Origin of the sequence: Staphylococcus sp. ACRSN (assembly GCF_022346615.1) — a bacterium.
Taxonomy (GTDB): domain Bacteria; phylum Bacillota; class Bacilli; order Staphylococcales; family Staphylococcaceae; genus Staphylococcus.
This window is the reverse complement of the sequence record NZ_JAKRNS010000010.1, coordinates 66,138-89,662: the sequence shown is the minus strand read 5'-3', so window position 1 is coordinate 89,662 and position 23,525 is coordinate 66,138. Positions and strand designations below refer to the sequence as shown.

The following is a 23,525-nucleotide window of genomic DNA, read 5'->3' as shown; positions in this document are numbered from 1 at the left end:
CAAGTTAGAAAATTGGTACAACGGATTATTATCATATAAAGAATTAACTATTTCTTCCCATTTTATGATTACTATATAATTTTATTCTTTCTCCCCCCATTGTGCAAACGTTTGCATAAATCTTTTGACTTTCTTAATTTATATACTTAATATAGGAGTATAAGTTTTGTAAGCGTTTTAATATTGAAGGAGTGTTTTCATGCCAACAATTAAAGATGTAGCTGCATTGGCTAATGTCTCTCCATCTACTGTATCAAGAGTAATCAAGGGAAATTCACGTATTAGTAATTCGACAGCCGAAAGGGTACGCGATTGTATGAAACAATTAAACTATTATCCGAATCAAATGGCACGTACATTAGTAACCAAACGATCAAAAACGATAGGAATTATACAAAAGAGCGGAGATAATTCTATTAAACAGAACCCTTTTTTACTTGATATATTGACTGGTATACATCGGTACAGTGAAAAGCATTCATATTTAACAGTCGTAACGACAAGTACGACTGATGAAGAATTAAAAAGGGAAGTTGAACGCTCAATACAATCACAATACATTGAAGGTTTTATTTTACTTTATTCAAGAGCGCACGATGCAGTTGAACAACTGTTAATAGATAATCAGTGCCCTTATGTCATTATAGGTAAACCATTATCCAATCATGGTTCATTATTTGTAGACAATGATAATATCGGTGCAGCAATAGATTTAACAAATTATCTTATTAATAAAAACCATGAAAAAATCATATTTTTAACTGAATATAGTGATTATGAAGTTTTTAAAGACAGAGTGAAAGGCTATTTACAAGCAATGCAACAGCATCACTTAGTTCCTCAGATACAATCAATACCATTAAATCGTAAGGAAATTAAAAATTGTCTAATAGAATTACTAAAGTCGGATAATGTAACGGCAATAATAACTTCCGACACCATGCTTAACATGATGGTAATCAGTGCATTATACGAGTTGAAAATAAGCATACCAGAAAAAATTAAAACAGCAACATTCAATGATTCCTTCTTAAATGCATATGCATCGCCGCCACAAACAGCAGTTGATGTATATCCAGATCAATTGGGAAGAATGGCAGTTCACTTATTAACCAATCATATAGAAGGAAATAATGACTATAGTTGTGAGCATATAATTCCAACAAGAATCATAGAAAGAAGTTCGACAATCTGATTAAAGGAGAATGAAAATGAAAAAAAATTGGTGGAAAGAAGTTGTAGCATATCAGGTTTATCCTAGAAGTTTTAAAGATTCAAATGGCGATGGTATAGGAGATCTACAAGGTGTTATAGAAAAACTTGATTACTTGAAAGATTTAGGGATTGATGTCATTTGGCTTAGCCCGATGTACAAGTCTCCAAATGATGATAATGGATATGATATTAGTGATTATCATGGAATCATGGATGAATTTGGTACGATGGCAGACTTTGATGAATTACTAACAGGTATACATCAACGAGGAATGAAATTAATTTTAGATTTAGTTGTTAATCATACATCTGATGAACATCCTTGGTTTATTGAATCTAAATCTAGTAGAGATAATCCTAAAAGAGATTGGTATATTTGGAAAGATGGAAAAGCTGATGGTACGGAGCCTAACAATTGGGAAAGCATATTCAATGGTTCTACTTGGGAATATGATCCAACTACAGAACAATATTATTTCCATTTATTTAGTAAAAAACAACCTGATTTGAATTGGCATAATGAAGATGTTCGTAAAGCTATATTTAATATGATGAACTGGTGGTTTGAAAAAGGTATTGATGGATTTAGAGTAGATGCCATCACACATATAAAAAAGACTTTTGAAGCTGGCGATTTAAAAGTACCTAAAGGTAAAAATTACGCACCGGCATTTGATGTCGATATGAATCAACCTGGTATACAAAAATGGTTACAAGAAATGAAAGAAAAATCTTTATCACAATACAATATTATGACGGTAGGCGAAGCAAATGGTGTAAGTCCAGATAATGCTAAATCTTGGGTGGGAGAATCAGAAGGTAAATTTAATATGATTTTTCAATTTGAACATCTTGGATTGTGGAACACTGGAGATGTAAAATTTGATGTGCTTTCTTACAAAAATATTTTAGCAGAATGGCAATATAAATTGGAAAATATAGGTTGGAATGCTTTATTTATTGAAAACCACGATCAACCTCGACGTGTTTCCACATGGGGAGATGATCAACAATATTGGTATGAATCGGCAACAAGTCATGCTTTAGTTTATTTTTTACAACAAGGCACGCCCTTTATTTATCAAGGTCAAGAAATAGGCATGACGAATTATCCTTTTGAATCTATTGAAACATTTAATGATGTAGCTGTTGTAAATGAATACAATATTGTAAAAGCACAGGGCGGTGATGTAGAAAAATTACTACATAAACATAAAATGGAAAATAGAGATAACGCAAGAACACCTATGCAATGGGATGATTCACCGAACGGTGGCTTTTCAAATCATACACCTTGGTTCCCAGTGAATCCGAACTTCAAATCTATTAATGTAGCAAAACAGCAACAAAATAAAGATTCTATTTTAAACTTTTATAAATCACTCATATCCTTGAAAAAATCTGCTAATCTTTACACATATGGTAAGTTTGAATTAGTTGATAAAGATAATTCAAATGTATTCGCATATTCAAGAAGTTTAGAAAATAAAAAAGTAATAGTGATTGGAAATTTAACAAATCAAATTTCAAAAATTGCTATACCAACAGATATTTCTGACTATGAAGTAGTTTTGCATAATTACAAGGATAAACAAGTTGATTTTGAGCAGTTAAGACCATATGAAGCATGCGTAATAGCAGTAATCTAAAAAATCACTAAATTATTTTCATCTTATATAATAATCATAAAACAGGAGTTATATACTTCATTAAAAATAAGTATATAACTCCTGTTTAAATTGTTATTTAATATTTAAAATTATTATCCTGATCAACCGGCATCCATAATTGAACCTTTGTAAAAGGATCATCAAATGAAATGTTGAACGGGTAAACCTCCACGTACAAACTATTAAATTCATATGGTAATGACAGTTGCATGCTCGTTTCAATGTAATGCCAGGCTTCGTTAACAACATAATCAATTTCACCTTGAAGATTAAATTTGGCATACTGTCTCGCTGGTAAAAATCGACTTTCTAAATGCGCAGGGTAACGCTCACTCGGAACGCCAACAAATATTTCCATACCGTAATCTAATGGACAGTTCACGACGAATAATTCATGGGGTCCAACATCATTATATCTTTGTAATTCTTTTATATAACCTTCTTCTAATAAATCTTCTAAAAAATCTGGTACTTTATAAGGGTTTTCCAATTCATCAGCTGGTATGAATTTAGCAAAGCCAACTAAAGATAACTCTAAAGTTTCTTCTAATCTATATGGATATGGGGCTTTGTCTGTAGTTGTTAATTTAATATAAAGTCTTGGTACCAACTTTAACTCTTCACGTTTTGTATTAACTTGAATAGGTGAAATACCGTGAAAATCACTAAAATCATTAGCAAATGCATTTGTATCAATATAATGATATTTTTTTGCAATATCTACTAAACGACTCGAACCATTAATGAGTTCTTTTGCAGCGACTGTCATTTTTCTGGATCTCGAATACTCACTAGGTGACTGTCCTACAATCATTTTAAATGATTGATCAAGATGATATGGTGAAAGACCAACGTAATCACTGAGTTCTTGCAAATGAAAAGGCTCTAGCAAATGATCTTCAATATAAACAATTGCCTGTTGTATTTGCTTGATAACGTCCAAAAACTTTCACTCCTAATTCCAATTAACTTTAAATACTTTCTACATTTGTATTAATATTTTCATCAAAATAAAAGTAATAACTTTAATACTTTTATTTTACATCATTATTTATAGAGTTACATCTTAAACATTTTAAATAGGGTAAAATGTAATTCAAAAGGACAGTATGTATAAACTCACTCAATAGAGTAAATCATAACACATAACTAAGTTAATAAAAAAGTAACAACATGTATGTAATTTTACATCACCATAAAATTAAGAAAAACAAGTATCAATAATCGAAAGATTGTATGTACAAAAAATGCAACTCAAATTATTTCAAATTTGAGTTGCAGTGAATATATAAAATTTAACTTTGCTTACTTAATACTTCTGTAGTGCATTTAGTGTATATCGTCCCACCAATGGAATCCATCTCTACTTAGTAATAAATCACTTTCAAGTGGGCCATTTGAACCAGATTTGTAATTTGGGAATTCAGGTTCATTTTGATTCCATTCTTCTTGTATTGCATCTACAAATTTCCAAGTAGATTTCAATTCTTCCCAATGTGTAAAGTTCGTTGCATCACCGTTCAAGCAGTCAAATAATAGATTTTCATATGCATCAACAGTGTTCATTTTATCTTGAGCACTCATTGCATAGGACAATTGAACTGGTTCAGTTTCAATACCTTGTACATTTTTCTTAGCATTTAAATGCAGAGAAACCCCTTCGTTAGGTTGAATATTAATAACAAGTAAATTAGAATCTAATTTCTTATCTGTTTCATAATATAGGTTTAACGGTACTTCTTTAAATTCAACTACAACTTGAATTGTTTTACTCTTCATGCGTTTACCCGTTCTAATATAGAAAGGAACGCCTGCCCAACGGAAATTATCAATTGTTAATTTACCAGAAACGAATGTAGGCGTTGTTGAATCACTAGCTACACGATCTTCGTCTCTATAGCGCTTAACATTTTGACCTTCAATGACACCTTCATCATATTGTCCACGAACAAAATTATGACGAACTTCTTCGGCTTCTAATTTACGTAACGATTTTAATACTTTAACTTTTTCAGCTCTGATATCAGCACTATTCAAGCTAATAGGAGCTTCCATTGCAAGTAATGCTACCATTTGTAACATATGATTTTGTACCATATCTTTAAGGGCACCACTTGATTCATAATAACCGCCTCGATCTTCAACGCCTAATACCTCTGATGAAGTGACTTGTATATTAGATATATATTTATTGTTCCATAAAGGTTCGAACATAGCATTAGCAAATCTCAACACTTCGATATTTTGTACCATATCTTTACCAAGATAGTGGTCAATACGATAAATTTCTTCTTCTTTAAATGAACGACGCAATTGTTCATTTAATTTTTCTGCAGACTCTAAATCTGTACCGAAAGGTTTTTCAATAACCAAACGTTTAAATCCAGAAGTGTCAGTTAAGCCTGAAGATTTTAAGTAATCAGAAATTACACCAAAGAAATTAGGAGCCATTGCAAGATAGAACAATCTATTACCTTGTAAATTGAATTCATTATCTAAGTTATTACTAACTTCTAGTAATGACTGATAGCTCGCTTCATCACTAACATCATGTTTATGATAAAAAACATGTTCCATAAATTTATCGAGATGTTTTGTATCTTTTACGTGTTCTTGAATTGACGATTTCACTTGACTACGGAAATCATCATTCGTTAATTCTCTTCTTCCTATTCCAATTATGGCAATTTGTTCGTTTAAGTTATCTTGTTGGTACAAATGGAATAATGATGGAAATAATTTTCTGTGACTTAGATCACCAGTTGCTCCAAAGATAGTTATTAAGCATGGAATGTCTTTATTTCTAGTATTCAAGTTCAAAACCTCAATTCTTTTTATAAATCTGTTTTCATTATAGACCAATAATTAACAATGTTCATACATTTTTGCTTAAAAGCATTCAAAAATTATTATATTTTTTTATCTCTTCTATGATAGAATGTGAACAAGAAGAGGAGGCATATGCATGGAAATCACATTTTTCGGCACAAGTGCGGGTCTGCCAACAAAGGAAAGAAATACACAAGCCATTGCACTTAACCTAGAACCTTATTCAAATAATATATGGTTATTTGATGTGGGTGAAGCCACACAACACCAAATACTTCATCATTCAATTAAATTAGGTAAAGTAAATCATATTTTTATTACGCATATGCACGGCGACCATATTTTTGGATTGCCTGGATTGCTATCTAGCCGTTCGTTTCAAGGTGGTGAGGGTTTACCATTAACTGTCATAGGTCCGAAAGGTATTAAAGCATTTATTGAAACGACATTAAAATTATCAGAATCAAGACTTAATTATCCAATCACATACATAGAAATCGAAAATCATTTATCTTATCAACATGATGGTTTTAATGTTGAGGCACATATGTTAAATCATGGTATAACATCATTTGGATATAGAGTAGAAGCGCCTTCTACACAGGGCAAGATTGATGTTCAAGCTTTGAAAGCCATCGGTTTAGAACCAGGGCCTAAGTATCAAGAAGTTAAAAACAACGAAACATTCGAATATAATGGTACTATATATGAATCTAGCCAGTTTAAAGGCGATGCTAAGCCTGGCCCTATAGCTGCAATATTTGGCGACACAATGCCTTGTAAGAATGAATTACTTATCGCTCGTAATGCAACAGTAATGGTGCATGAAAGCACTTATATTGAAGGTGAAAAGCAATTGGCAAATAGTTATCATCATAGTCATATCGATGATGTTTTTGAGCTGGTTCGTGAGGCAAATGTTGAATATAGTTTAATCACACATATTAGTAATAGATATACTACAGAAGATGTTGAAAACATAAGTGAAGATTTAAAGTTAAAAGAAGATACACCTGCATTTAAATTTGTTAAAGACTTTGATAGTTGGTCATTTTAAAGTATTTCGCATTAATGCAGTGGATTATAAAATATTAATTTAAAAAAAGCGTTTCGAATTATCTCAGTCGAAACGCTTTTTTAATTTGAATTTTAAATCATATAATATATAGTACTTTTTTATAAACAATAACATGAGCTATAAATTTTGATTAATCTTCATCTTGATTTGATAATTCAACACTTCGATCGACAGCTGCACGTAAACAATCTTCGAAAATACTTTCTAAATCATATTTTGAAAGGGCATTGAGACCAGCTTGTGTAGTACCGCCTTTAGAAGTAATGTTTTTTCGTAATTGTTCCATGCTTAAATCAGAACGCTCTATCATTTTACTTGTACCAATGATTAGGTTACGAATTGATTCTTCAACTTGTGATTTTTCTAATCCCAGTCTTGTACCTGCAGTAACATATTGTTCAAATACATGATATAAAAATGCAGGGCCGCTTCCCGTGATTGCAGTCACTTGATGTAGGTTATCTTCAGACACTTCTATAGCGGAACCAAAAGAATTAATTAAATCATCTACTTCAGTTTTAGATTTGGGATCAAAATTATTTGAAAAACTAATTCCTGTCACAGAATGACCTACGTGTGCATTTGTGTTGGGCATGATTCGTGCGACTGGATTTTCAGTATTAAGTTTTTCTCTTATATAACTAATAGGCAGACCTGCCATAATAGAGATGAATTTATTACTGTCTGTAACATAAGGTTTGATACGTTCTGCTAAATTATCAAAATCATAAGGTTTGGTACCTAAGAAAATGTAATCCGCTTCTTTTAATAATGCTTCGTCATCATAGCTGTAATTGACACCTAATTCGTCGGCATATGATTTTAAAGCTTCTTCATTAGAACGATTGGTTAAATAAATATCATTTGAATCAATTACTTTTGAATTAACGATTCCTGTAAAGATAGCATGAGCCATATTGCCGGCACCATAAAATACAAGTTTCATGTAAAATTCCCACTTCCTCTTTGTTTTATGTAACCATAGTAACATACATTAGAATTATGGCTAATTATTTCATTATATTAATGACAAAAAATATTATAATCATTTATAATAATTATAAAATCAAATTGGATAGGTGAAACGTATGATAGGGAAACATTTTATATTAACAGGGAGTACAAGTGGATTAGGTAAATCCATACTCAAACAATTATTAGCTAAGAAAGTTAATGTAACTGTTTTAGTTCGTAACTCTGAAAAACTAAAGGATGTAATAGAAAAATATGGGATGTCACATTTATCTATTATACAATGTGATTTACAATCTACTGAAGCGATTTATAATATTACAAAGCAATTAAAATCACAAAAATTTGACGGACTAATTTATTGCTCTGGTCTTGGATACTTCAAAACTATAGCGCATCATACTTCAAAAGAAATGTTAGAAACATATCAATTAAATGTAATTCATTTCAATATATTATTAGAAATATTAAAACCATATCTAACAAACTATCCATCAATTATCGGAATTAGTAGCCAAGCGGCATTTGTGACACAAGCCAGTGCAGCACATTATGGTGCATCGAAAGCTGCATTTTATCAAACATTAAACGCACTTCGAATTGAATGCCCAAATTATCACATTTTGACTGTTAATACCGGCCCTATAGACACACCATTTCATAAAAAAGCTGATCCATCCAACAATTATGCTAATAAATACAGAAAAATCATGCTAAATGCAGATGAATTAGCTAAAAAAATAATAAAAGGGATAATAACAAAACAAGATGAAATCAATCAACCAAAATGGATGTTTGTTATGCTTAAGTTCTATCAAATCGCACCAAGGTTTTTTGAACAACATTTTACCAAACTATTTAAAAACAAATCTTAAATTAGAATTTAAAAAGAGTTAATAGACTGACCATGCATAATCACAAAATATTGCATTTTGTTTGCAGGTTGTTATTAACTCTCTAACTTTATATTTAATTAAGATGTTGCGTATATTCTAAGTTTTTCACTCTACCACGAGCAGCTTTTAATGTTTCGAAACCAATCTCTGCCGATAGATTATAATTTTTAATGTTTTCATCTAATTGTTCAACACTACTTGCTCCAACAATGATAGAACCTAATGCATCTTGTGAACTTAGATAATTAAAGGAAAGCGCAGTTAGGTTACTTTCAATTTCTTTAACCGAAGCAATTGTTTCACCAAGTGTTTGGTAACTATAATCAAATATACCATCCTCAAATTTATCATCTAATATTTGATTACTTTTTGCTGTCAATAATCCTTTGAAAACCGGGCCTCTAGCAAGTATCTTAACTTTGTTTGAGTGAATTTCATCTAGCAATGATTCCACTCTATTATCTATTAAGTTAAATTGATTCATGATTGTTTCTATATTACTGTGCTCCAAGTAATATTTTATTACATTTGGTCGAATAGAAGAGATACCATATGCTCGTACTAAGCCTTCTTGTTTTAGCTCTTCAAATGCACTTATTGTTTCATCTAAAGGATCGTCGATAGTACCTCCATGTAGCTGATACAAGTCTAAATAATCCAAACCCAAATTTTTAAGTGATGATTTAATTGCTGATTTTATATGTTTTTTGGAAGGATCCCAAAATGTTGTACCATCATCTTTTAAATGATTACCAACTTTTGTACCAATCACGATATCTTCACGACTTTGATATTTCTTCAAGGTCTTGCCAACAATTTTTTCATTGATACCTTTATCATACATATCAGCTGTATCAAAATAGGTAATGCCATGTTCAATGGCTCTATCAATAATTGGTTCTGCTTTAACAATATCTGTGCCTAGACTCATACATCCTAGTCCAACCTCTGAAATTTCCAAACCACTTTTTAAGACATTCTTTTGCATGTTCTTGCTCCTTTCGATACACTAAATGATAGAATCTAAATCTTACAAAATTCACTTCAGTTACGTGAGGAAAACATTCAAACATTGAAAATAGTTCAACTCATGTGTGAGTAACTTTAACAAATAGTAATAGTTAACTTAACAATGAGTCATTCCCACTAACGAATATTATCTTAACAGGTACTTACTTAAAATAAAAGGAACGTGATTATAATGGAATTATATGAAAAAACGATACATAAAGAAGAAATATACAATGGTAAAATCATAAACTTAGAGGTACATGATGTGACGCTACCAGATGGTCAGAAATCAAAAAGAGAATTAGTCTATCATAATGGTGCTGTAGCTGTTTGCGCTTTAACACCTGATAATGAAATTATATTAGTAAGACAATTTCGGAAACCGGCTGAAAAAACAATGTTAGAAATACCAGCAGGTAAATTGGAACAAGGAGAAGATCGTGAGGAAGCGGCAAAACGAGAATTAGAAGAAGAAACTGGTTATATTGCAGAGCGATTAGAACTGATTACTGAAATGTATGGTTCGCCAGGCTTTTCAAATGAAAAAATTTCAATTTATTTTGCTAAAGATTTAAAAATTGGTCAAATGAATCTTGATGAAGATGAATTTATTGTCTTAGAAAATGTAAAAATAAATGATATAAAAAGTTTATTACAAAGTGGAGAATTAGAAGATGCTAAAACAATTATAGCATTACAACATTTTTTACTTAATTATAATGATTATAAATAAGATTCGCATATACTTGCTAATTTTATCAATTACTGGTATTTTATATATGTATCATATTGTAAATTAAAATGATTATAATTATTAGTAGGGGAGTGAGGCTTCCGTGGAAGAACGATTAAATCGCGTGAAGCAACAATTACAACAATCATCATACAAATTAACTCCACAGCGAGAAGCGACATTAAGAGTGTTAATTGAAAACGAGAAAGACCATTTAAGTGCTGAAGATGTGTATTTAAAAGTAAAAGATAAAGCACCAGAAATAGGATTAGCTACTGTTTACAGAACATTAGAATTATTAGCTGAACTTAAAGTAGTAGACAAAATCAATTTTGGCGATGGTGTTGCCCGCTTTGACTTACGCAAAGAAGGTGCTAAACATTTCCACCACCATCTTGTATGTATGGAATGTGGGAAGGTTGAAGAAATTGAAGAAGATTTATTACCTGCAGTAGAAGAAAAAGTTGAAAGTGACTTTAACTTTAGAATATTAGACCATAGATTAACATTTCATGGTGTATGTTCAGATTGCCAAGCTAAAGGTAAATAATCCATTTTCATCCTGTTAATTTAAAATCTAGGGGTGATTTAATGCAGACAATAATCGAAGAGTTTTTAAGATTTATTCAATTAGAAAAAGGTTTAAGTACAAATACGATTGGTGCTTATAAACGTGATTTAACAAAATATGCAACTTTTTTAGAAGAAAATAAGGTTAGTCATATCGACTTTGTAGATAGGCAGACCATCCAACAGTGCCTTGGCACATTACAAGATGAAGGTGCATCTTCAAAGTCACTCGCACGTTTTGTCTCTACAGTACGTAGTTTTCATCAATTCGCACTTAGGGAAAAGTATGCAGCAAAAGATCCTACTGTTTTAATAGAAACACCAAAATATGATAAAAAGTTACCTGATGTACTAGAAGTCAATGAAGTCCTTGCATTGTTGGAAACGCCAGATTTATCAAAAAATAATGGTTATCGGGACAGAACAATGCTTGAGCTATTATATGCAACTGGTATGAGGGTTTCAGAATTAATTCATATTGAAATAGATGATGTGAATTTAATTATGGGCTTTGTAAAAGTATTCGGAAAAGGGAATAAAGAACGCATTGTTCCATTAGGTGAAGCTGTCATTGACTATTTATCTACATATATTGAAACAGTACGTCCTCAATTATTAAAAAAAACCGTAACATCTGTTTTATTTTTAAATATGCATGGTAAACCTTTGTCAAGACAAGCCATCTGGAAAATGATAAAACAAAACGGCATTAAAGCAAACATAAACAAAACTTTGACACCACATACGTTGAGACATTCGTTCGCAACCCATTTACTTGAAAACGGTGCTGATTTAAGGGCAGTGCAAGAAATGTTAGGACACTCTGATATTTCTACTACCCAGCTATATACACATGTTTCAAAATCTCAAATCCGTAAAATGTATAACGAATTTCATCCACGTGCATAAACACAGATTAGTTTATCATCAAATGAACTAATCTGTGTTTTAATGTCTAAAGAGAACTGCAGTGAATATTAATTGTTCAACGCTCTCTTTTAAATTGTCTTGCTAATAACGCTTTTTCTCTTGCGTTATCAACTTCTGAACGATCTCTTTCTAAATGATGATTTACAATATAACTATTCGTAATCATATTTTTATTAAAGTTAAAGTTTGGATACGTTGTTTTTATCTCTTTGAGCACATGTTCAGAAAGTGGTAAATTAACTGGACTAAAAGGTTGACCTAGAGATGCTAATGATTTCAATTCTCTCAACAGAGCTATATATTCATGAATCTCCAACCCAAGTGTGTGCCAATCTGAACTATTTCTAATAACGATTAATGCTCTATTAAATGAGGTCACTGCTCCTTTAAAGTTATTTCGACGATAGTGATAACAACCTGTAGCCAATAATATCAAACTGACAACCGCATCTTGCTTTGTAAAGTTTGGATTTTCTTTCCATGCATCTTCTAAAATATCATGACATAAAAAATAATGCTGTTCAGTGTGAAATTGATAATAAAAAGATTGTAATGCTTTTTCCATATAAAAACCGCTCCAAATTTAAATGTTTATAGTAAACATGCTATAATATTTTAGTGAAATACGCACTTAACTTGCTATATGAGGTAGATAAAATGTATGAAGTAAAATTAGATGCTTTTAACGGACCTTTAGATTTATTATTGCATCTTATACAAAAATTCGAAATAGATATATATGATATTCCTATGAAATCTTTAACGGAACAATATATGCAATATATACATGCAATGAATTCTTTAGAAATAAATGTCGCAAGCGAATATTTAGTTATGGCTTCTGAGTTATTAATGATTAAAAGTAAGATGTTATTACCACAACAAGAAACCGACGAAACAATAGATGATGATCCACGTGAAGAGTTAGTAGGTAGATTGATAGAATATCAAAACTATAAAGAATATACTGAATTGTTGAATGAAAAAAAAGAAGAACGTGCTTCCTTTTATTCAAAGCACCCCACAGATTTATCTCATTTAGAAACGAATGAGCGAATGAGTCCCGATAATACAATTGATTTAACTGAATTGATTATTGCTTATCAAAAGGTCAAAAATCGAGTGGAGTTTAATACACCAAAAACTGTTGAAATAAAAAAAGAAACTTTTACAATTCAACAAGCTACGTCACAAGTAAATGAACGTTTACAACAGCAGTCGTCATTTAATTTCTTTAGCCTATTCAATTTTTCAGAACCAATTGAAATGGTTGTAACACATTTCTTAGCGATATTGGAAATGTCAAAGTCTGGATTAGTCAATATCGAACAACAGAATAGTTTTGAAGATATTAATATTTTAAGAGGGGTCAATTATGGCATTGGATAATAATGGTATATTAGAAGCCTTGCTCTACACAGCTGGAGATGAAGGGTTAGAAGAAAAACAATTGCTAGAAATACTTGAAATAGATCGTAACGAACTATTAACTTTAATAAAGAATTATCAATCTGGTGGACTTGTTATTCAACATTTTGGACAAACGGTTGTTTTAACAACAAAGAAGGATGCTGAATCATATATTGAAGCATTAATAGAACAAAAATCGAATATGAAATTGTCACAAGCTGCAATGGAAGCCTTATCTATTATTGCATACAACCAACCACTTTCAAGAAGTGATATTGAAATGATTAGAGGTATTAATTCGGACGGAGCAGTGAAGACATTAATTGCTAGAGGTTTGATAGAAGCAAAAGATGAAAAAGATTCAAGAAGTCAGCAGCTATATACGACTGAACTATTTTTAAATGTATTTGGCATTGAACATTTAGACGATTTACCAACTACTGATGAAGAAGACGAGGAAATAGAAGCATTTTTCAGTAATTTAGTAAACCAAAAAGGAGAAAATAATGAGTAACGAATTAGAGAGATTACAAAAACGTATCGCAAATAGTGGCTATACATCAAGAAGAAAAGCAGAAGCATTAATAAGCGAAGGTAAAGTTAGAGTTAATGGGGAAACGGTAACCGAATTAGGCACTAAAGTGAAAAATTCCGATACAATAGAAGTTGAAGGGATAAAAATTGAACAAGAAGACAAATTATATATTTTATTCTATAAACCTTCACAAGTAATTACAAGTGTATCTGATGATAGAGGTAGAAAAGTTGTTACTGACTACTTTAAGCAAATTAAAACGAGAATTTACCCTGTAGGACGACTAGATTATGATACTTCGGGTCTTTTGCTTTTAACTAATGATGGAGAATTCACTAATTTAATGACGCATCCACGTTATAAAATAAAAAAGAAATACGTAGCTAAATTAAAAGGTTATCTCATGCGTGAAGAAGTTAAGGCATTAGAACAGGGTATTGAATTAGAAGATGGCAAAACACAACCCGCAATTGTCAAAGTGAAAAATCAAGATAAAGATAAGAATACAACACTTGTAGAACTCACAATTACTGAAGGCAGAAACAGACAAGTACGACGTATGTTTGAACACTTCGGCCATCAAGTTAATAAGTTACAACGTATTGAATTTGGGCCGTTAAATTTGAAAGGTTTAAACGCTGGCGAAGGTCGTGTTTTAACACCACATGAAGTTAAAGTGATACGTCAAATCGCAGAACATGGAAAATAATTTGTGAAAAAACAATGACAAAACCAATAGTATGAGAAAAAATTCACAAACTTTTCTTTCAATTCCACTTTTCAATATTAACCTGTGCTATAATTGTGAATGAATTGGAAAGTAAGCAGTGTGGGAGGTACATACGTATGTCAAATGAAATTTTAATCGTAGATGATGAGGATCGAATTAGAAGATTACTCAAATTGTATTTAGAGCGTGAATCTTTTGAAATTCATGAAGCAAAAGACGGTAATGAAGCATATCATATGGCTATGGACCATGATTATGATTGTATACTTTTAGATTTAATGCTTCCTGAGATGGATGGAATTGTTGTTGCATCTCGTTTGAGAGAACACAAGGATACACCAATCATTATGTTAACGGCAAAAGGCGAGGAAACAAACCGAGTAGAAGGTTTTGAGTCTGGCGCAGATGATTATATTGTTAAACCTTTTTCTCCTAGAGAAGTTGTACTACGTGTTAAAGCATTATTAAGAAGAACTCAAGTAGCGCATACAGAACAAAGTGAACCACATGCGCGAGATTTAATCGAGTTCGATCATTTAGTGATTGACAATGATGCGCATAGAGTAATTGCAGATGATAGCCAAGTCAATTTGACACCAAAAGAATATGAATTATTAATATTTTTAGCTAAAACGCCAAATAAGGTCTTCGACAGAGAACAATTATTGAAAGAAGTATGGCATTATGAATTTTATGGAGATTTGCGTACAGTAGATACACATGTTAAACGTTTGAGAGAAAAATTAAATCGTGTATCTGAAGAGGCTGCTCAAATGATTCAAACTGTTTGGGGAGTAGGTTATAAATTTGAGGTTAAATCAAATGATGAGCCGACTCAATAATGTAGTCATAAAACTGTGGTTAACTATAATATTTATAGTAACGACAGTTTTAATTTTACTTAGCGCAGCGCTTATTACGTTCATACAATCATATTTCACTCAAGAAACCGAAGATTCTTTGCTTAAAGATGCTAAACGTATCAGTCATTTAGTGGCCACATCTGACAATAAAGCAATCGCGATTGAACATAGTCGTAAACTCATTGAAGGTCCTGTCGGGTTAATTATCATGAATGACAAGGATACACAAAACAATAAATATGGAAACACCAAACAAAAAATGTTGAATGAAATCAAACGTAATAAAGATTATGACGAAGTATTTAACAAAGGTAAAAAAATATCTGAACACGTTAACGTGAAAATAAATGATCAACAGCACACTTATGTATTAATTGGTTATCCTTCTAAAAACTTAAGTGAATCAAATCAGAATGCATATGGTGGTGTCTTCATCTATCAAGATTTAAAAACAATTGAAGATACCAATAATTTAATCACTGTTATCATTTTAATAATTGCTATTATTTTCCTTGGGATAACTACGGTTTTTGCATTCTTCTTGTCTTCAAGAATAACTAAACCTTTAAGAAATTTACGTAGTCAAGCACTAAGAGTATCAAAAGGAGAATATGCTCAAGTCGAACCGGTTAATTCAAAAGATGAAATTGGAGAACTTTCACGTGCATTTAATACAATGAGTTCTGAGATACAACAACATATCGATGCTTTATCTTCATCTAAAAATATTAGAGACAGTTTGATTAATTCAATGGTTGAAGGTGTATTAGGATACAATGATAAGAAAGAAGTTATATTATCCAATCAAATGGCACAAAACACGCTTCAATTATTAGATGATTATTCTTTAGAAAAACTTGATATGCAAAATGAGAAGACGTTTAAAAATAAACATACACAATTTGAGGAATATGAGATTAATACAAGGTATTTTGTTATTATTACTAGCTATATTGATCAAATACAACCTGATGGTCGCAGTGGAATTGTCGCTATTATACGTGATATGACAAATGAACATAATATGGATCAAATGAAAAAAGATTTTATAGCAAATGTTTCTCATGAATTACGTACACCTATTTCGTTATTACAAGGTTACACCGAATCAATAGTTGATGGAATCGTTACAGAACCCGAAGAAATTCGAGATTCACTCACTATCGTTTTAGATGAGACCAAACGTTTAAATAGATTAGTTAACGAATTGTTAAACGTTGCCAGAATGGATGCTGAAGGTTTGAGTGTGGACAGAGAAATTCAACCAATTGACCCGTTATTAAATAAAATGCAAATGAAATACCAACAACAAGCTATTGATTTAGAATTAACAATGCATCTAAATCCAAATACAAACGGTGTTTTATGGTATTACGATTCAGATAGAATTGAACAGGTGTTAACAAATTTAATAGACAATGCATGTAGATATACTGATGTTGGAGACACAATTACGATTGAACATGCTGAAAGTGATAATGATAATATACTCTATATTTCAGATACAGGTACAGGTATCGCACCAGAACACTTACAACAAGTATTTGATCGTTTTTATAAAGTGGATGCAGCACGAAAAAGAGGTAAACAAGGAACAGGACTTGGCCTATTTATTTGTCGCATGATTATCGATGGGCACGAAGGAAAAATAGATGTAAAAAGCGAGTTAGGTAAAGGAACAACATTTATCATTCGTTTGCCTAAACCTCTGAATTAGAAGATAATGCTAGCAAAGTGATAATATACCTGTAATTCATATTTTAAATAGGTTTTTCAATAAAAAGAAAAACACTCATCTCTTATGAAGCCTTTTAATGAGCATTTATTATGAACACTATTACTAGTTTACTAAACTCTAAAATATAACGGAGTTTAGTAAACTAGTTTTTTATTTACAACAGTAGTGATTCATCAAAGTAGCAGTTGAAAATTATAAGCTATTTATATTATATTTAAAAACAATTCATATAGTGCGAACAATATGATTGTCTTTATCTGAGTTATGCGCTATGATATATCTATAAAATTTAAATGTTCATCTTCGGGGTAGGGTGAAAGTCCCAACCGGCAGTAAATCAAGCCTGCGACCTATTTATATTAATAAAGATATATAAATAGCTGATCTAGTGTGAATCTAGAGCCGACAGTAAAGTCTGGATGGGAGAAGATGGAGGGTTATTTTGTTGTGCAATTAAATCCCTCCTATTCTGTGTAAGATGAATGGAAGGAGATAATTGAATATGCAACAACAAACCAAACGTCTAATTACGATAAGTATGCTTAGTGCGGTTGCCTTTATATTAATGTTTATAAAGTTCCCGTTACCATTTTTACCGCCTTATCTGACATTAGACTTTAGCGATGTCCCAGCAATATTAGCAACCTTTACGTTAGGTCCAATCGCAGGAATTATTGTAGAATTTATTAAAAATCTACTTAATTTCCTTTTCAATGTAGGAGATCCTATAGGACCTGTAGCAAACTTTTTAGCTGCTACTAGTTTTATCTTAACGGCGTATTATGTTGCAAAGCATAAAAGCAATGCTAAATCTATTATTACAGGCTTAACTGTGGCGACACTTGTAATGACCTTAGTATTGAGTGTTCTTAATTACTTTGTCCTATTACCATTATACGGCATGATAATGAATTTATCTGATGTCTTTGGTAACTTAAAGATCATTATTGTTTCTGGTGTTATACCATTTAATATTATAAAAGGTATCGTTATTTCAATCATATTTTTACTATTATATAAACGATTAAATGGCGTATTACCAAAATAGAAATAGATACAATATAGTTTTGAATTGCTATATAAACTCATTATTAAAGTAGTATTAAGCTTACGATATACTGATATAAAAAAGTAACTGGGAAATTAATCCCAGAAAAAAACACTCAGATAAATTAATCCAATTTATCTGAGTGTTTTTGATTTTATGAAGGCTATTTTGGGTTTCACTAGAATGTAGATTTGAGTTATAAATAGAACTAAAAAAGAACTTGATCTTATATTAATGCCACTTAATATTAGAAAATTAGTAACTCAATGAACTAATTATAACCAAAACAATATTAAAAAAAGACAATTTCTATAATATTTCAATAGAAAATGCCTTTTTATAGTTGTCCAAGTATTTTTATGTTTCAGACACTTTTACTAATTTATTGCATTAATACTTCGATTCAAAAAACTATTCAAATTTCAATGCATCCCCATCAAAAGATTCTTCTTCAATTTTGATTGAATCAGTAGGACAGCCTTCTAGTGCATCTTCCATATCTTCATACAATTCTTCGGGTACTTCAGTTGTACCTTGGTTGTCATCTAATATTACAAATGCAATACCTTCATCATCATAGTCATATATATCAGGGGCAGCAGCACCACACGCACCACACGCAATGCAAGTATCCATATCGACAATAGTATATTTAGCCATTTTCTTCGCCTCCTTTGACAAAAATGCTACAATAAAATCACAATTAATATTGTAAGCACTGCGCTTAGTTTTTTCAATGTTTTCGTTTTAAATAATGAGGGAGTAAACATGCAAAATCTATTTCACTATATACATAACCATACACACTACTACAAAACTGAAAAAAGCATTTATAATATTATCATAGGCAAAAAATCACATCAAACCTTTTTTGATGCTTGTAGCCAACAATTATTATCATTATATCATAGCTTGCCTAACTTAAAATATCCGTCGTTTGAGCGATATTATGCATCAAGTGGAACTGATAATGAGTCACAATTCACATTAATAACACACCCTAGATTTACTTTCGATAGTTTGATAAATACTTTTCAAGCACTGCAATTATTAACTCAAACTATTTCACAGTTAAATAATAATAATAATAGTCATTTCATACCTGTGACACAACAACAAGTGATACATCAGCGCGTGAAGTCTATTTATAAACATATTAAATCTGAACAACAAGAGCAAACCTTCATTGATGAGCTATATAATGTCTTTGAAAAGATTAAAGTTTTGAATAATGAAACATATATTCATTACTATCTACAAGGATTTGAAGATAGTATGTACACACGCCAACAAGTTAGTTTAATTGAGGGCCTTTCACAAGAAACACTATTTGAGTTAGAAATTAATGATTTAGTCGCATTGATGTATGAAATTGAAAATGAACAAAATTATCCTATTTTAAATCAATTGATTATTTTACCTTCTTTATTACAAAAAACAGACTTAACTTATGATGGTTTAAAAAAGGGATATACGATGCAAGCACTCGCTAACCAACAACAAGTTAAAATTAATACTATCGAAGACCATGTATTAGAGTTGTTTATCAAAGGATACATTACTGATTATCAAACATTTTTAAATGATAATTTAAATTCAACGTTTCTAACATATTATATGTCTAATAGAAGTGAAAGATTGCGAAATTATAAAGAGAAATTCCCAGAATTATCTTATTTCACAATTAAATTAATCATCGCTGGCATAGAAAGAGGGGACATACATGTTAATCGATGAGCTTAAACATTGGTTTGGATTCGATTCATTTAAACCTGGACAAGAAGAAATTATCCAAAGCGTGTTAAAACAAAAAAATACGTTAGGTATTTTACCAACAGGTAGTGGTAAAAGTTTGTGTTATCAGTTACCTACTTATATAAAAAAACAACCAACATTAATTATCTCTCCATTAATTTCGTTGATGGATGATCAAGTCATGCAATTAAAAACACATGGTGAACATAATGTAAGTTGTATACATTCAGGAATGGATGATGACGAACGTGCTAATAATATTAAAAACCTAAAGAAAAGTCGATTTATATTTCTGAGCCCAGAATTTATTTTACAGCCACATAATTTTAGGCTTATAAAAAACATTAATTTTGGACTTGTTGTATTAGATGAAGCACACTGTTTATCTGAATGGGGGTATGACTTCAGGCCTCATTATGCGTTAATAGGAAAAATTATCCAACAATTTTCATACGCTACTATTTTAGGTTTAACTGCTACAGCACCACCACATTTATTAGCAGATTTAAATCAAATGTTGCGTACAAATTTCAATGTTATTAAAACGAGTATGAATAGAAATAACATTTCATTAAATCATAAAAATTTTTCTGACGATGAAGAAAAAATTAAGTGGTTATTAACTACACTTGAACAATCTGGTCCAACGATTATTTATGTTTCCTCAAAAAAAATATGTTCAATGCTTGCACAAGCCATTTATCAACAAGGGTTCTTGACAGGTATTTATCATGGGGACTTATCTTACCAAGAAAGACAAACGGTACAACATCAATTTTTAAACAATGAAATTCCTATCATTGTAGCGACGAGTGCATTTGGTATGGGTATTAATAAAAAAGATATACGAACAATTATTCACTTTCACCTTTCTACTAGTCCGTCCAATTATTTACAAGAAATTGGACGAGCAGGTAGAGATGGTAATCAAAGCCAAGCAATCAGTTTATTTCAACCAGACGATAGCTTCTTACTCGAAACTTTATTATTTACTGATATGATTACAAACGAAGACGTCAATGCATTTGAATTGGGTTTAGACGTTATTCCGTTTAAAAAAGAAATAATTGAAATTTTAAGTAGTTATTACACCTATAATGAACTTCGACATATTTTCGAAAACACATACCAACGTAAAAGAAATGGGTACATTCGCATGTTAGGTTACAAAAATTTAGACCAATGCAGACGCGCATATTTAATGGAATTTTTTGGTGAAAATTTATCTGACAAACCTGAAATTTGTTGTGATAATGATACAAATATAGAATTAATAAAAATATTTAATCGCAAAAAAGTAAAACGTAAATTTGATTATAAAGAAAAATTAAAAAATTTATTCAAATAGATAGACAATTACTTTACTTAATATTTTCAAACAAGCTATAATACAACTAATAGACGCTTAAATATTGTAAATTTCTCAAAAAAAGATGTACATATTTAAGTTTGATTAGGGTAAAACAGTATATACTTATTATATAAACGAATGAAGGAAGGATGATGAATTTGTCTAACAACAATTTCAAAGACGATTTCGAGAAAAATCGTCAATCAATTGATCCAAATGAACAACAAGATAAAACAAATGAATCTGTTGACGCTTCTGTTGACAATGCGAAAGAAGAAGTATCCGACAAAACAAATGAGCAGTTCCCTCCAAGAAATGCGCAAAGAAGACAACGAAGACGCGAAACTGCTACGAACCAAAACAAAGGGGAATCAACTGAACAACATCAACAAGATAAATTTAGTGATAAAGAACAACTAGATGAAGATGGCAATTCATCATCTGATTTCAATCAGACTAATAATAATGAAGACCATTCACGCGATAATAATATTTATCAGGAAACTTCTGACGAAGAAACAATTAATCAGCATAGTGACCAAAATAATAATTTAAATAATGACGCGAATGTAAATAATAATGGTCAAAAAGATTCAAATTTAACTAATGATAACGATGATAAGCATGAAATTTCACGTAATGAAGATGAAAATAGTCAAGAGAAAAATAATAAAAAAGGTGCTGCAGTAGCTGGTGGTGCTGCCGCTGCTGGTGTAGGCGCAGGTGCATATGCTGCCAATAAACATAATAAAAATGACACAGATGCAACTAATGAGCAAAAAAATGAAAGTAATGATGAGCAAAACAAATTAGATTCTGAACATGAATCAGATAAAACAGGTGGCACAGCTGCTGGTGCAGGCACTGGATCGTTTGCTGCTAATAAAGACGATGCAGATAATAGAGTAAATGACCCTGAATATACTAAACAAAAAGAGAACGAAAATAAGCAACAATCAAATGATGATAATTCAAAAGAAAGCTCTAATAAAAAAGGTGCCGCAATAGCTGGTGGTGCTGCCGCTGCTGGTGCCGGTGCAGGCGCATATGCAGCAAACAAAGCTGGCAATGACAAAAATGACTCAAAATCTTCAGATACTAAAAATGAGAATGAGCACCAAAGCAATAACAGTTCTGATGAAAAAGATAACAAAAAATCTAAGAAAAAAGGTGCTGCAGTAGCTGGTGGCGCGGCAGCGGCCGGTGCAGGCGCAGGTGCAGCTGCTTCTAAAGCAAGTGGCTCAGGTTCAAATGGTAATGGTGGCAATAATAGTAATAATAACAACAATAATAATAACGATGATGATCATAAGCGCAAAAAGAAAAAAGGTGGTTTATTAGGTAAACTTCTTCCAATTTTAGCAGCTATCTTAATTTTAGCAGCTATTGGTATCTTTGGCGGTATGGCATTAACTGGTAATAATGATGATAAGAATAGCAATGATGATAAAAAAGTAGCTGACAATAAAGATAAATCGTCTGATAAAGATAAGCAATCTGACGCTGATAAAGACAAAGACAAAGCTAGTAACGATGAAAAGTCTAATAGTTCTGATGATGATAGTGATAAATCATCTGGTAGCTCAGAAAACAGCAATAGTTCAGATTCTAATTCTGATCAATCAGCAAGTAATGCTTCTTCTGACGATAGTAGTCAAAGTAGTAGTGATCAAGCATCATCTGATTCAAGTAGCCAAAGTAGTTCAGATAATGCTAGTGATTCAGATAACGCAAGTGGTTCAGATAGTTCAGCATCAGATCAAAATCAATCTGGTCAATCAGCAAGCAATTCATCTTCTAGTGATGATACACAAGCAACAAGTAACCAAGACAGTAGTCAAGATACACAACAATCAAATAACTCAAATGGCCAACGCACACATGTTGTAAATGGTCAGAACTTATATAGAATTGCAATTCAATACTACGGTGAAGGTACACCAGAAAACGTTGAAAAAATTAGAGAAGCAAATAATCTTCAAGGAAACGACATTCATAATGGTCAACGCTTAGTGATACCTCAATAAGCTTTATAAAATTATCTTTAATCTAAAATACACTCCTGAAAGTTAGAGTTTCAGGAGTGTATTTTTATTGCTAGACATAGAAACGCATTTTTTTATAGAAAGTTTAAATATATTACTAAAAAAAGAGATTAATGCTTAAAATTAATAATTTTTAATATTAAGCA

The 23,525-nt window shown here is 31.3% G+C and carries 22 protein-coding genes and 1 riboswitch; of the genes, 16 read left to right on the top strand and 6 right to left on the bottom strand.

Going from position 1 to position 23,525, the window contains the following annotated elements:
- The first annotated feature begins 199 nt into the window (after window positions 1–199).
- Window positions 200–1,195, top strand: a complete 996-nt coding sequence (locus MHZ36_RS10385; protein ID WP_239231525.1) for a LacI family DNA-binding transcriptional regulator — start codon at window positions 200–202, stop codon at window positions 1,193–1,195.
- A gap of 16 nt (window positions 1,196–1,211) precedes the next feature.
- Window positions 1,212–2,864: a glycoside hydrolase family 13 protein gene (locus MHZ36_RS10380; protein WP_239231524.1), complete on the top strand. Its 1,653-nt coding sequence runs from the start codon at window positions 1,212–1,214 to the stop codon at window positions 2,862–2,864.
- 97 nt (window positions 2,865–2,961) lie between these two features.
- Here MHZ36_RS10380 and MHZ36_RS10375 read toward each other — a convergent pair whose 3' ends face one another.
- Together MHZ36_RS10375 and zwf are read right to left on the bottom strand one after the other, a co-directional pair.
- Window positions 2,962–3,828 (bottom strand): AraC family transcriptional regulator, encoded by an 867-nt coding sequence (locus MHZ36_RS10375; RefSeq protein ID WP_239231522.1) that lies wholly within the window; start codon window positions 3,826–3,828, stop codon window positions 2,962–2,964.
- A gap of 386 nt (window positions 3,829–4,214) precedes the next feature.
- A complete protein-coding gene (zwf, locus tag MHZ36_RS10370) occupies window positions 4,215–5,699 on the bottom strand; it encodes a glucose-6-phosphate dehydrogenase (RefSeq protein ID WP_239231520.1) in 1,485 nt (494 codons plus the stop codon).
- Window positions 5,700–5,850: 151 nt separating this feature from the next.
- On the opposite strand from zwf, the gene rnz reads away from it, so the two are divergent.
- Window positions 5,851–6,771, top strand: a complete 921-nt coding sequence (rnz, locus tag MHZ36_RS10365) for a ribonuclease Z (protein ID WP_239231519.1) — start codon at window positions 5,851–5,853, stop codon at window positions 6,769–6,771.
- A 151-nt stretch (window positions 6,772–6,922) separates the two neighbouring features.
- On the opposite strand, the gene proC is transcribed toward rnz, so the two are convergent.
- Window positions 6,923–7,738, bottom strand: a complete 816-nt coding sequence (gene proC, locus MHZ36_RS10360) for a pyrroline-5-carboxylate reductase (RefSeq protein WP_239231518.1) — start codon at window positions 7,736–7,738, stop codon at window positions 6,923–6,925.
- 142 nt (window positions 7,739–7,880) lie between these two features.
- Here proC and MHZ36_RS10355 point away from each other — a divergent pair, with 142 nt between their 5' ends.
- Window positions 7,881–8,639, top strand: a complete 759-nt coding sequence (locus MHZ36_RS10355; RefSeq protein WP_239231516.1) for an SDR family NAD(P)-dependent oxidoreductase — start codon at window positions 7,881–7,883, stop codon at window positions 8,637–8,639.
- A gap of 94 nt (window positions 8,640–8,733) precedes the next feature.
- Here the strand turns inward: MHZ36_RS10355 and MHZ36_RS10350 are convergent, their stop codons facing one another.
- Window positions 8,734–9,648, bottom strand: a complete 915-nt coding sequence (locus MHZ36_RS10350) for an aldo/keto reductase (RefSeq protein WP_239231515.1) — start codon at window positions 9,646–9,648, stop codon at window positions 8,734–8,736.
- Between the two features lie 213 nt (window positions 9,649–9,861).
- Here MHZ36_RS10350 and MHZ36_RS10345 point away from each other — a divergent pair, with 213 nt between their 5' ends.
- From MHZ36_RS10345 to xerD, 3 genes are all read left to right on the top strand, one after another.
- Window positions 9,862–10,404, top strand: coding sequence for an NUDIX hydrolase (locus MHZ36_RS10345; protein ID WP_239231513.1), 543 nt, complete (start codon window positions 9,862–9,864; stop codon window positions 10,402–10,404).
- Between the two features lie 103 nt (window positions 10,405–10,507).
- Window positions 10,508–10,954: a ferric iron uptake transcriptional regulator gene (fur, locus tag MHZ36_RS10340; protein ID WP_239231509.1), complete on the top strand. Its 447-nt coding sequence runs from the start codon at window positions 10,508–10,510 to the stop codon at window positions 10,952–10,954.
- A 41-nt stretch (window positions 10,955–10,995) separates the two neighbouring features.
- Window positions 10,996–11,883, top strand: coding sequence for a site-specific tyrosine recombinase XerD (xerD, locus tag MHZ36_RS10335; RefSeq protein ID WP_239231507.1), 888 nt, complete (start codon window positions 10,996–10,998; stop codon window positions 11,881–11,883).
- 76 nt (window positions 11,884–11,959) lie between these two features.
- On the opposite strand, the gene MHZ36_RS10330 is transcribed toward xerD, so the two are convergent.
- Window positions 11,960–12,469 carry a DUF309 domain-containing protein gene (locus MHZ36_RS10330; RefSeq protein WP_239231506.1) on the bottom strand — a complete coding sequence of 170 codons (510 nt, stop codon included), beginning with the start codon at window positions 12,467–12,469 and terminating at the stop codon, window positions 11,960–11,962.
- Between the two features lie 92 nt (window positions 12,470–12,561).
- On the opposite strand from MHZ36_RS10330, the gene MHZ36_RS10325 reads away from it, so the two are divergent.
- The 6 genes from MHZ36_RS10325 to MHZ36_RS10300 all read left to right on the top strand — a co-directional run bounded on the left by MHZ36_RS10325 (window position 12,562) and on the right by MHZ36_RS10300 (window position 18,228).
- Window positions 12,562–13,293, top strand: a complete 732-nt coding sequence (locus tag MHZ36_RS10325) for a segregation and condensation protein A (protein WP_239231505.1) — start codon at window positions 12,562–12,564, stop codon at window positions 13,291–13,293.
- Window positions 13,286–13,828: an SMC-Scp complex subunit ScpB gene (gene scpB, locus MHZ36_RS10320; protein WP_239231570.1), complete on the top strand. Its 543-nt coding sequence runs from the start codon at window positions 13,286–13,288 to the stop codon at window positions 13,826–13,828. Before MHZ36_RS10325 ends, scpB begins: the two co-directional genes overlap by 8 nt.
- On the top strand, window positions 13,821–14,558 hold the full coding sequence (locus tag MHZ36_RS10315; protein ID WP_239231503.1) for a pseudouridine synthase: 738 nt from the start codon (window positions 13,821–13,823) through the stop codon (window positions 14,556–14,558). Before scpB ends, MHZ36_RS10315 begins: the two co-directional genes overlap by 8 nt.
- 137 nt (window positions 14,559–14,695) lie before the next feature.
- Window positions 14,696–15,421, top strand: coding sequence for a response regulator (locus tag MHZ36_RS10310; protein WP_239231501.1), 726 nt, complete (start codon window positions 14,696–14,698; stop codon window positions 15,419–15,421).
- Window positions 15,405–17,159, top strand: a complete 1,755-nt coding sequence (locus MHZ36_RS10305) for an ATP-binding protein (RefSeq protein ID WP_275432195.1) — start codon at window positions 15,405–15,407, stop codon at window positions 17,157–17,159. The genes MHZ36_RS10310 and MHZ36_RS10305 overlap by 17 nt, the downstream gene beginning before the upstream one ends.
- A gap of 316 nt (window positions 17,160–17,475) precedes the next feature.
- A riboswitch (FMN riboswitch) is annotated at window positions 17,476–17,615 on the top strand.
- A gap of 67 nt (window positions 17,616–17,682) precedes the next feature.
- On the top strand, window positions 17,683–18,228 hold the full coding sequence (locus MHZ36_RS10300) for an ECF transporter S component (RefSeq protein WP_239231497.1): 546 nt from the start codon (window positions 17,683–17,685) through the stop codon (window positions 18,226–18,228).
- Window positions 18,229–18,639: 411 nt separating this feature from the next.
- Here the strand turns inward: MHZ36_RS10300 and MHZ36_RS10295 are convergent, their stop codons facing one another.
- Window positions 18,640–18,888, bottom strand: coding sequence for a ferredoxin (locus MHZ36_RS10295; protein WP_119485677.1), 249 nt, complete (start codon window positions 18,886–18,888; stop codon window positions 18,640–18,642).
- 108 nt (window positions 18,889–18,996) lie between these two features.
- Between MHZ36_RS10295 and MHZ36_RS10290 the strand changes: the two genes are divergently transcribed.
- From MHZ36_RS10290 to MHZ36_RS10280, 3 genes are all read left to right on the top strand, one after another.
- Window positions 18,997–19,965, top strand: a complete 969-nt coding sequence (locus MHZ36_RS10290; RefSeq protein WP_239231490.1) for a helix-turn-helix domain-containing protein — start codon at window positions 18,997–18,999, stop codon at window positions 19,963–19,965.
- On the top strand, window positions 19,952–21,331 hold the full coding sequence (locus MHZ36_RS10285; protein ID WP_239231489.1) for a RecQ family ATP-dependent DNA helicase: 1,380 nt from the start codon (window positions 19,952–19,954) through the stop codon (window positions 21,329–21,331). The genes MHZ36_RS10290 and MHZ36_RS10285 overlap by 14 nt, the downstream gene beginning before the upstream one ends.
- 155 nt (window positions 21,332–21,486) lie before the next feature.
- Window positions 21,487–23,361, top strand: coding sequence for a LysM peptidoglycan-binding domain-containing protein (locus MHZ36_RS10280; RefSeq protein WP_239231487.1), 1,875 nt, complete (start codon window positions 21,487–21,489; stop codon window positions 23,359–23,361).
- Window positions 23,362–23,525: the final 164 nt, after the last annotated feature.

What these genes read in the sequence shown, in the direction of transcription:
- MHZ36_RS10385 (WP_239231525.1), top strand. Translation starts at nt 200, where the DNA reads ATGCCAACAATTAAAGATGTAGCTGCATTGGCTAATGTCTCTCCATCT.
- MHZ36_RS10380 (WP_239231524.1), top strand. Translation starts at nt 1,212, where the DNA reads ATGAAAAAAAATTGGTGGAAAGAAGTTGTAGCATATCAGGTTTATCCT.
- rnz (WP_239231519.1), top strand. Translation starts at nt 5,851, where the DNA reads ATGGAAATCACATTTTTCGGCACAAGTGCGGGTCTGCCAACAAAGGAA.
- proC (WP_239231518.1), bottom strand. Translation starts at nt 7,738, where the DNA reads ATGAAACTTGTATTTTATGGTGCCGGCAATATGGCTCATGCTATCTTT.
- MHZ36_RS10355 (WP_239231516.1), top strand. Translation starts at nt 7,881, where the DNA reads ATGATAGGGAAACATTTTATATTAACAGGGAGTACAAGTGGATTAGGT.
- MHZ36_RS10350 (WP_239231515.1), bottom strand. Translation starts at nt 9,648, where the DNA reads ATGCAAAAGAATGTCTTAAAAAGTGGTTTGGAAATTTCAGAGGTTGGA.
- MHZ36_RS10345 (WP_239231513.1), top strand. Translation starts at nt 9,862, where the DNA reads ATGGAATTATATGAAAAAACGATACATAAAGAAGAAATATACAATGGT.
- xerD (WP_239231507.1), top strand. Translation starts at nt 10,996, where the DNA reads ATGCAGACAATAATCGAAGAGTTTTTAAGATTTATTCAATTAGAAAAA.
- MHZ36_RS10330 (WP_239231506.1), bottom strand. Translation starts at nt 12,469, where the DNA reads ATGGAAAAAGCATTACAATCTTTTTATTATCAATTTCACACTGAACAG.
- MHZ36_RS10325 (WP_239231505.1), top strand. Translation starts at nt 12,562, where the DNA reads ATGTATGAAGTAAAATTAGATGCTTTTAACGGACCTTTAGATTTATTA.
- MHZ36_RS10315 (WP_239231503.1), top strand. Translation starts at nt 13,821, where the DNA reads ATGAGTAACGAATTAGAGAGATTACAAAAACGTATCGCAAATAGTGGC.
- MHZ36_RS10310 (WP_239231501.1), top strand. Translation starts at nt 14,696, where the DNA reads ATGTCAAATGAAATTTTAATCGTAGATGATGAGGATCGAATTAGAAGA.
- MHZ36_RS10305 (WP_275432195.1), top strand. Translation starts at nt 15,405, where the DNA reads ATGAGCCGACTCAATAATGTAGTCATAAAACTGTGGTTAACTATAATA.
- MHZ36_RS10300 (WP_239231497.1), top strand. Translation starts at nt 17,683, where the DNA reads ATGCAACAACAAACCAAACGTCTAATTACGATAAGTATGCTTAGTGCG.
- MHZ36_RS10295 (WP_119485677.1), bottom strand. Translation starts at nt 18,888, where the DNA reads ATGGCTAAATATACTATTGTCGATATGGATACTTGCATTGCGTGTGGT.
- MHZ36_RS10290 (WP_239231490.1), top strand. Translation starts at nt 18,997, where the DNA reads ATGCAAAATCTATTTCACTATATACATAACCATACACACTACTACAAA.
- MHZ36_RS10285 (WP_239231489.1), top strand. Translation starts at nt 19,952, where the DNA reads ATGTTAATCGATGAGCTTAAACATTGGTTTGGATTCGATTCATTTAAA.
- MHZ36_RS10280 (WP_239231487.1), top strand. Translation starts at nt 21,487, where the DNA reads ATGAATTTGTCTAACAACAATTTCAAAGACGATTTCGAGAAAAATCGT.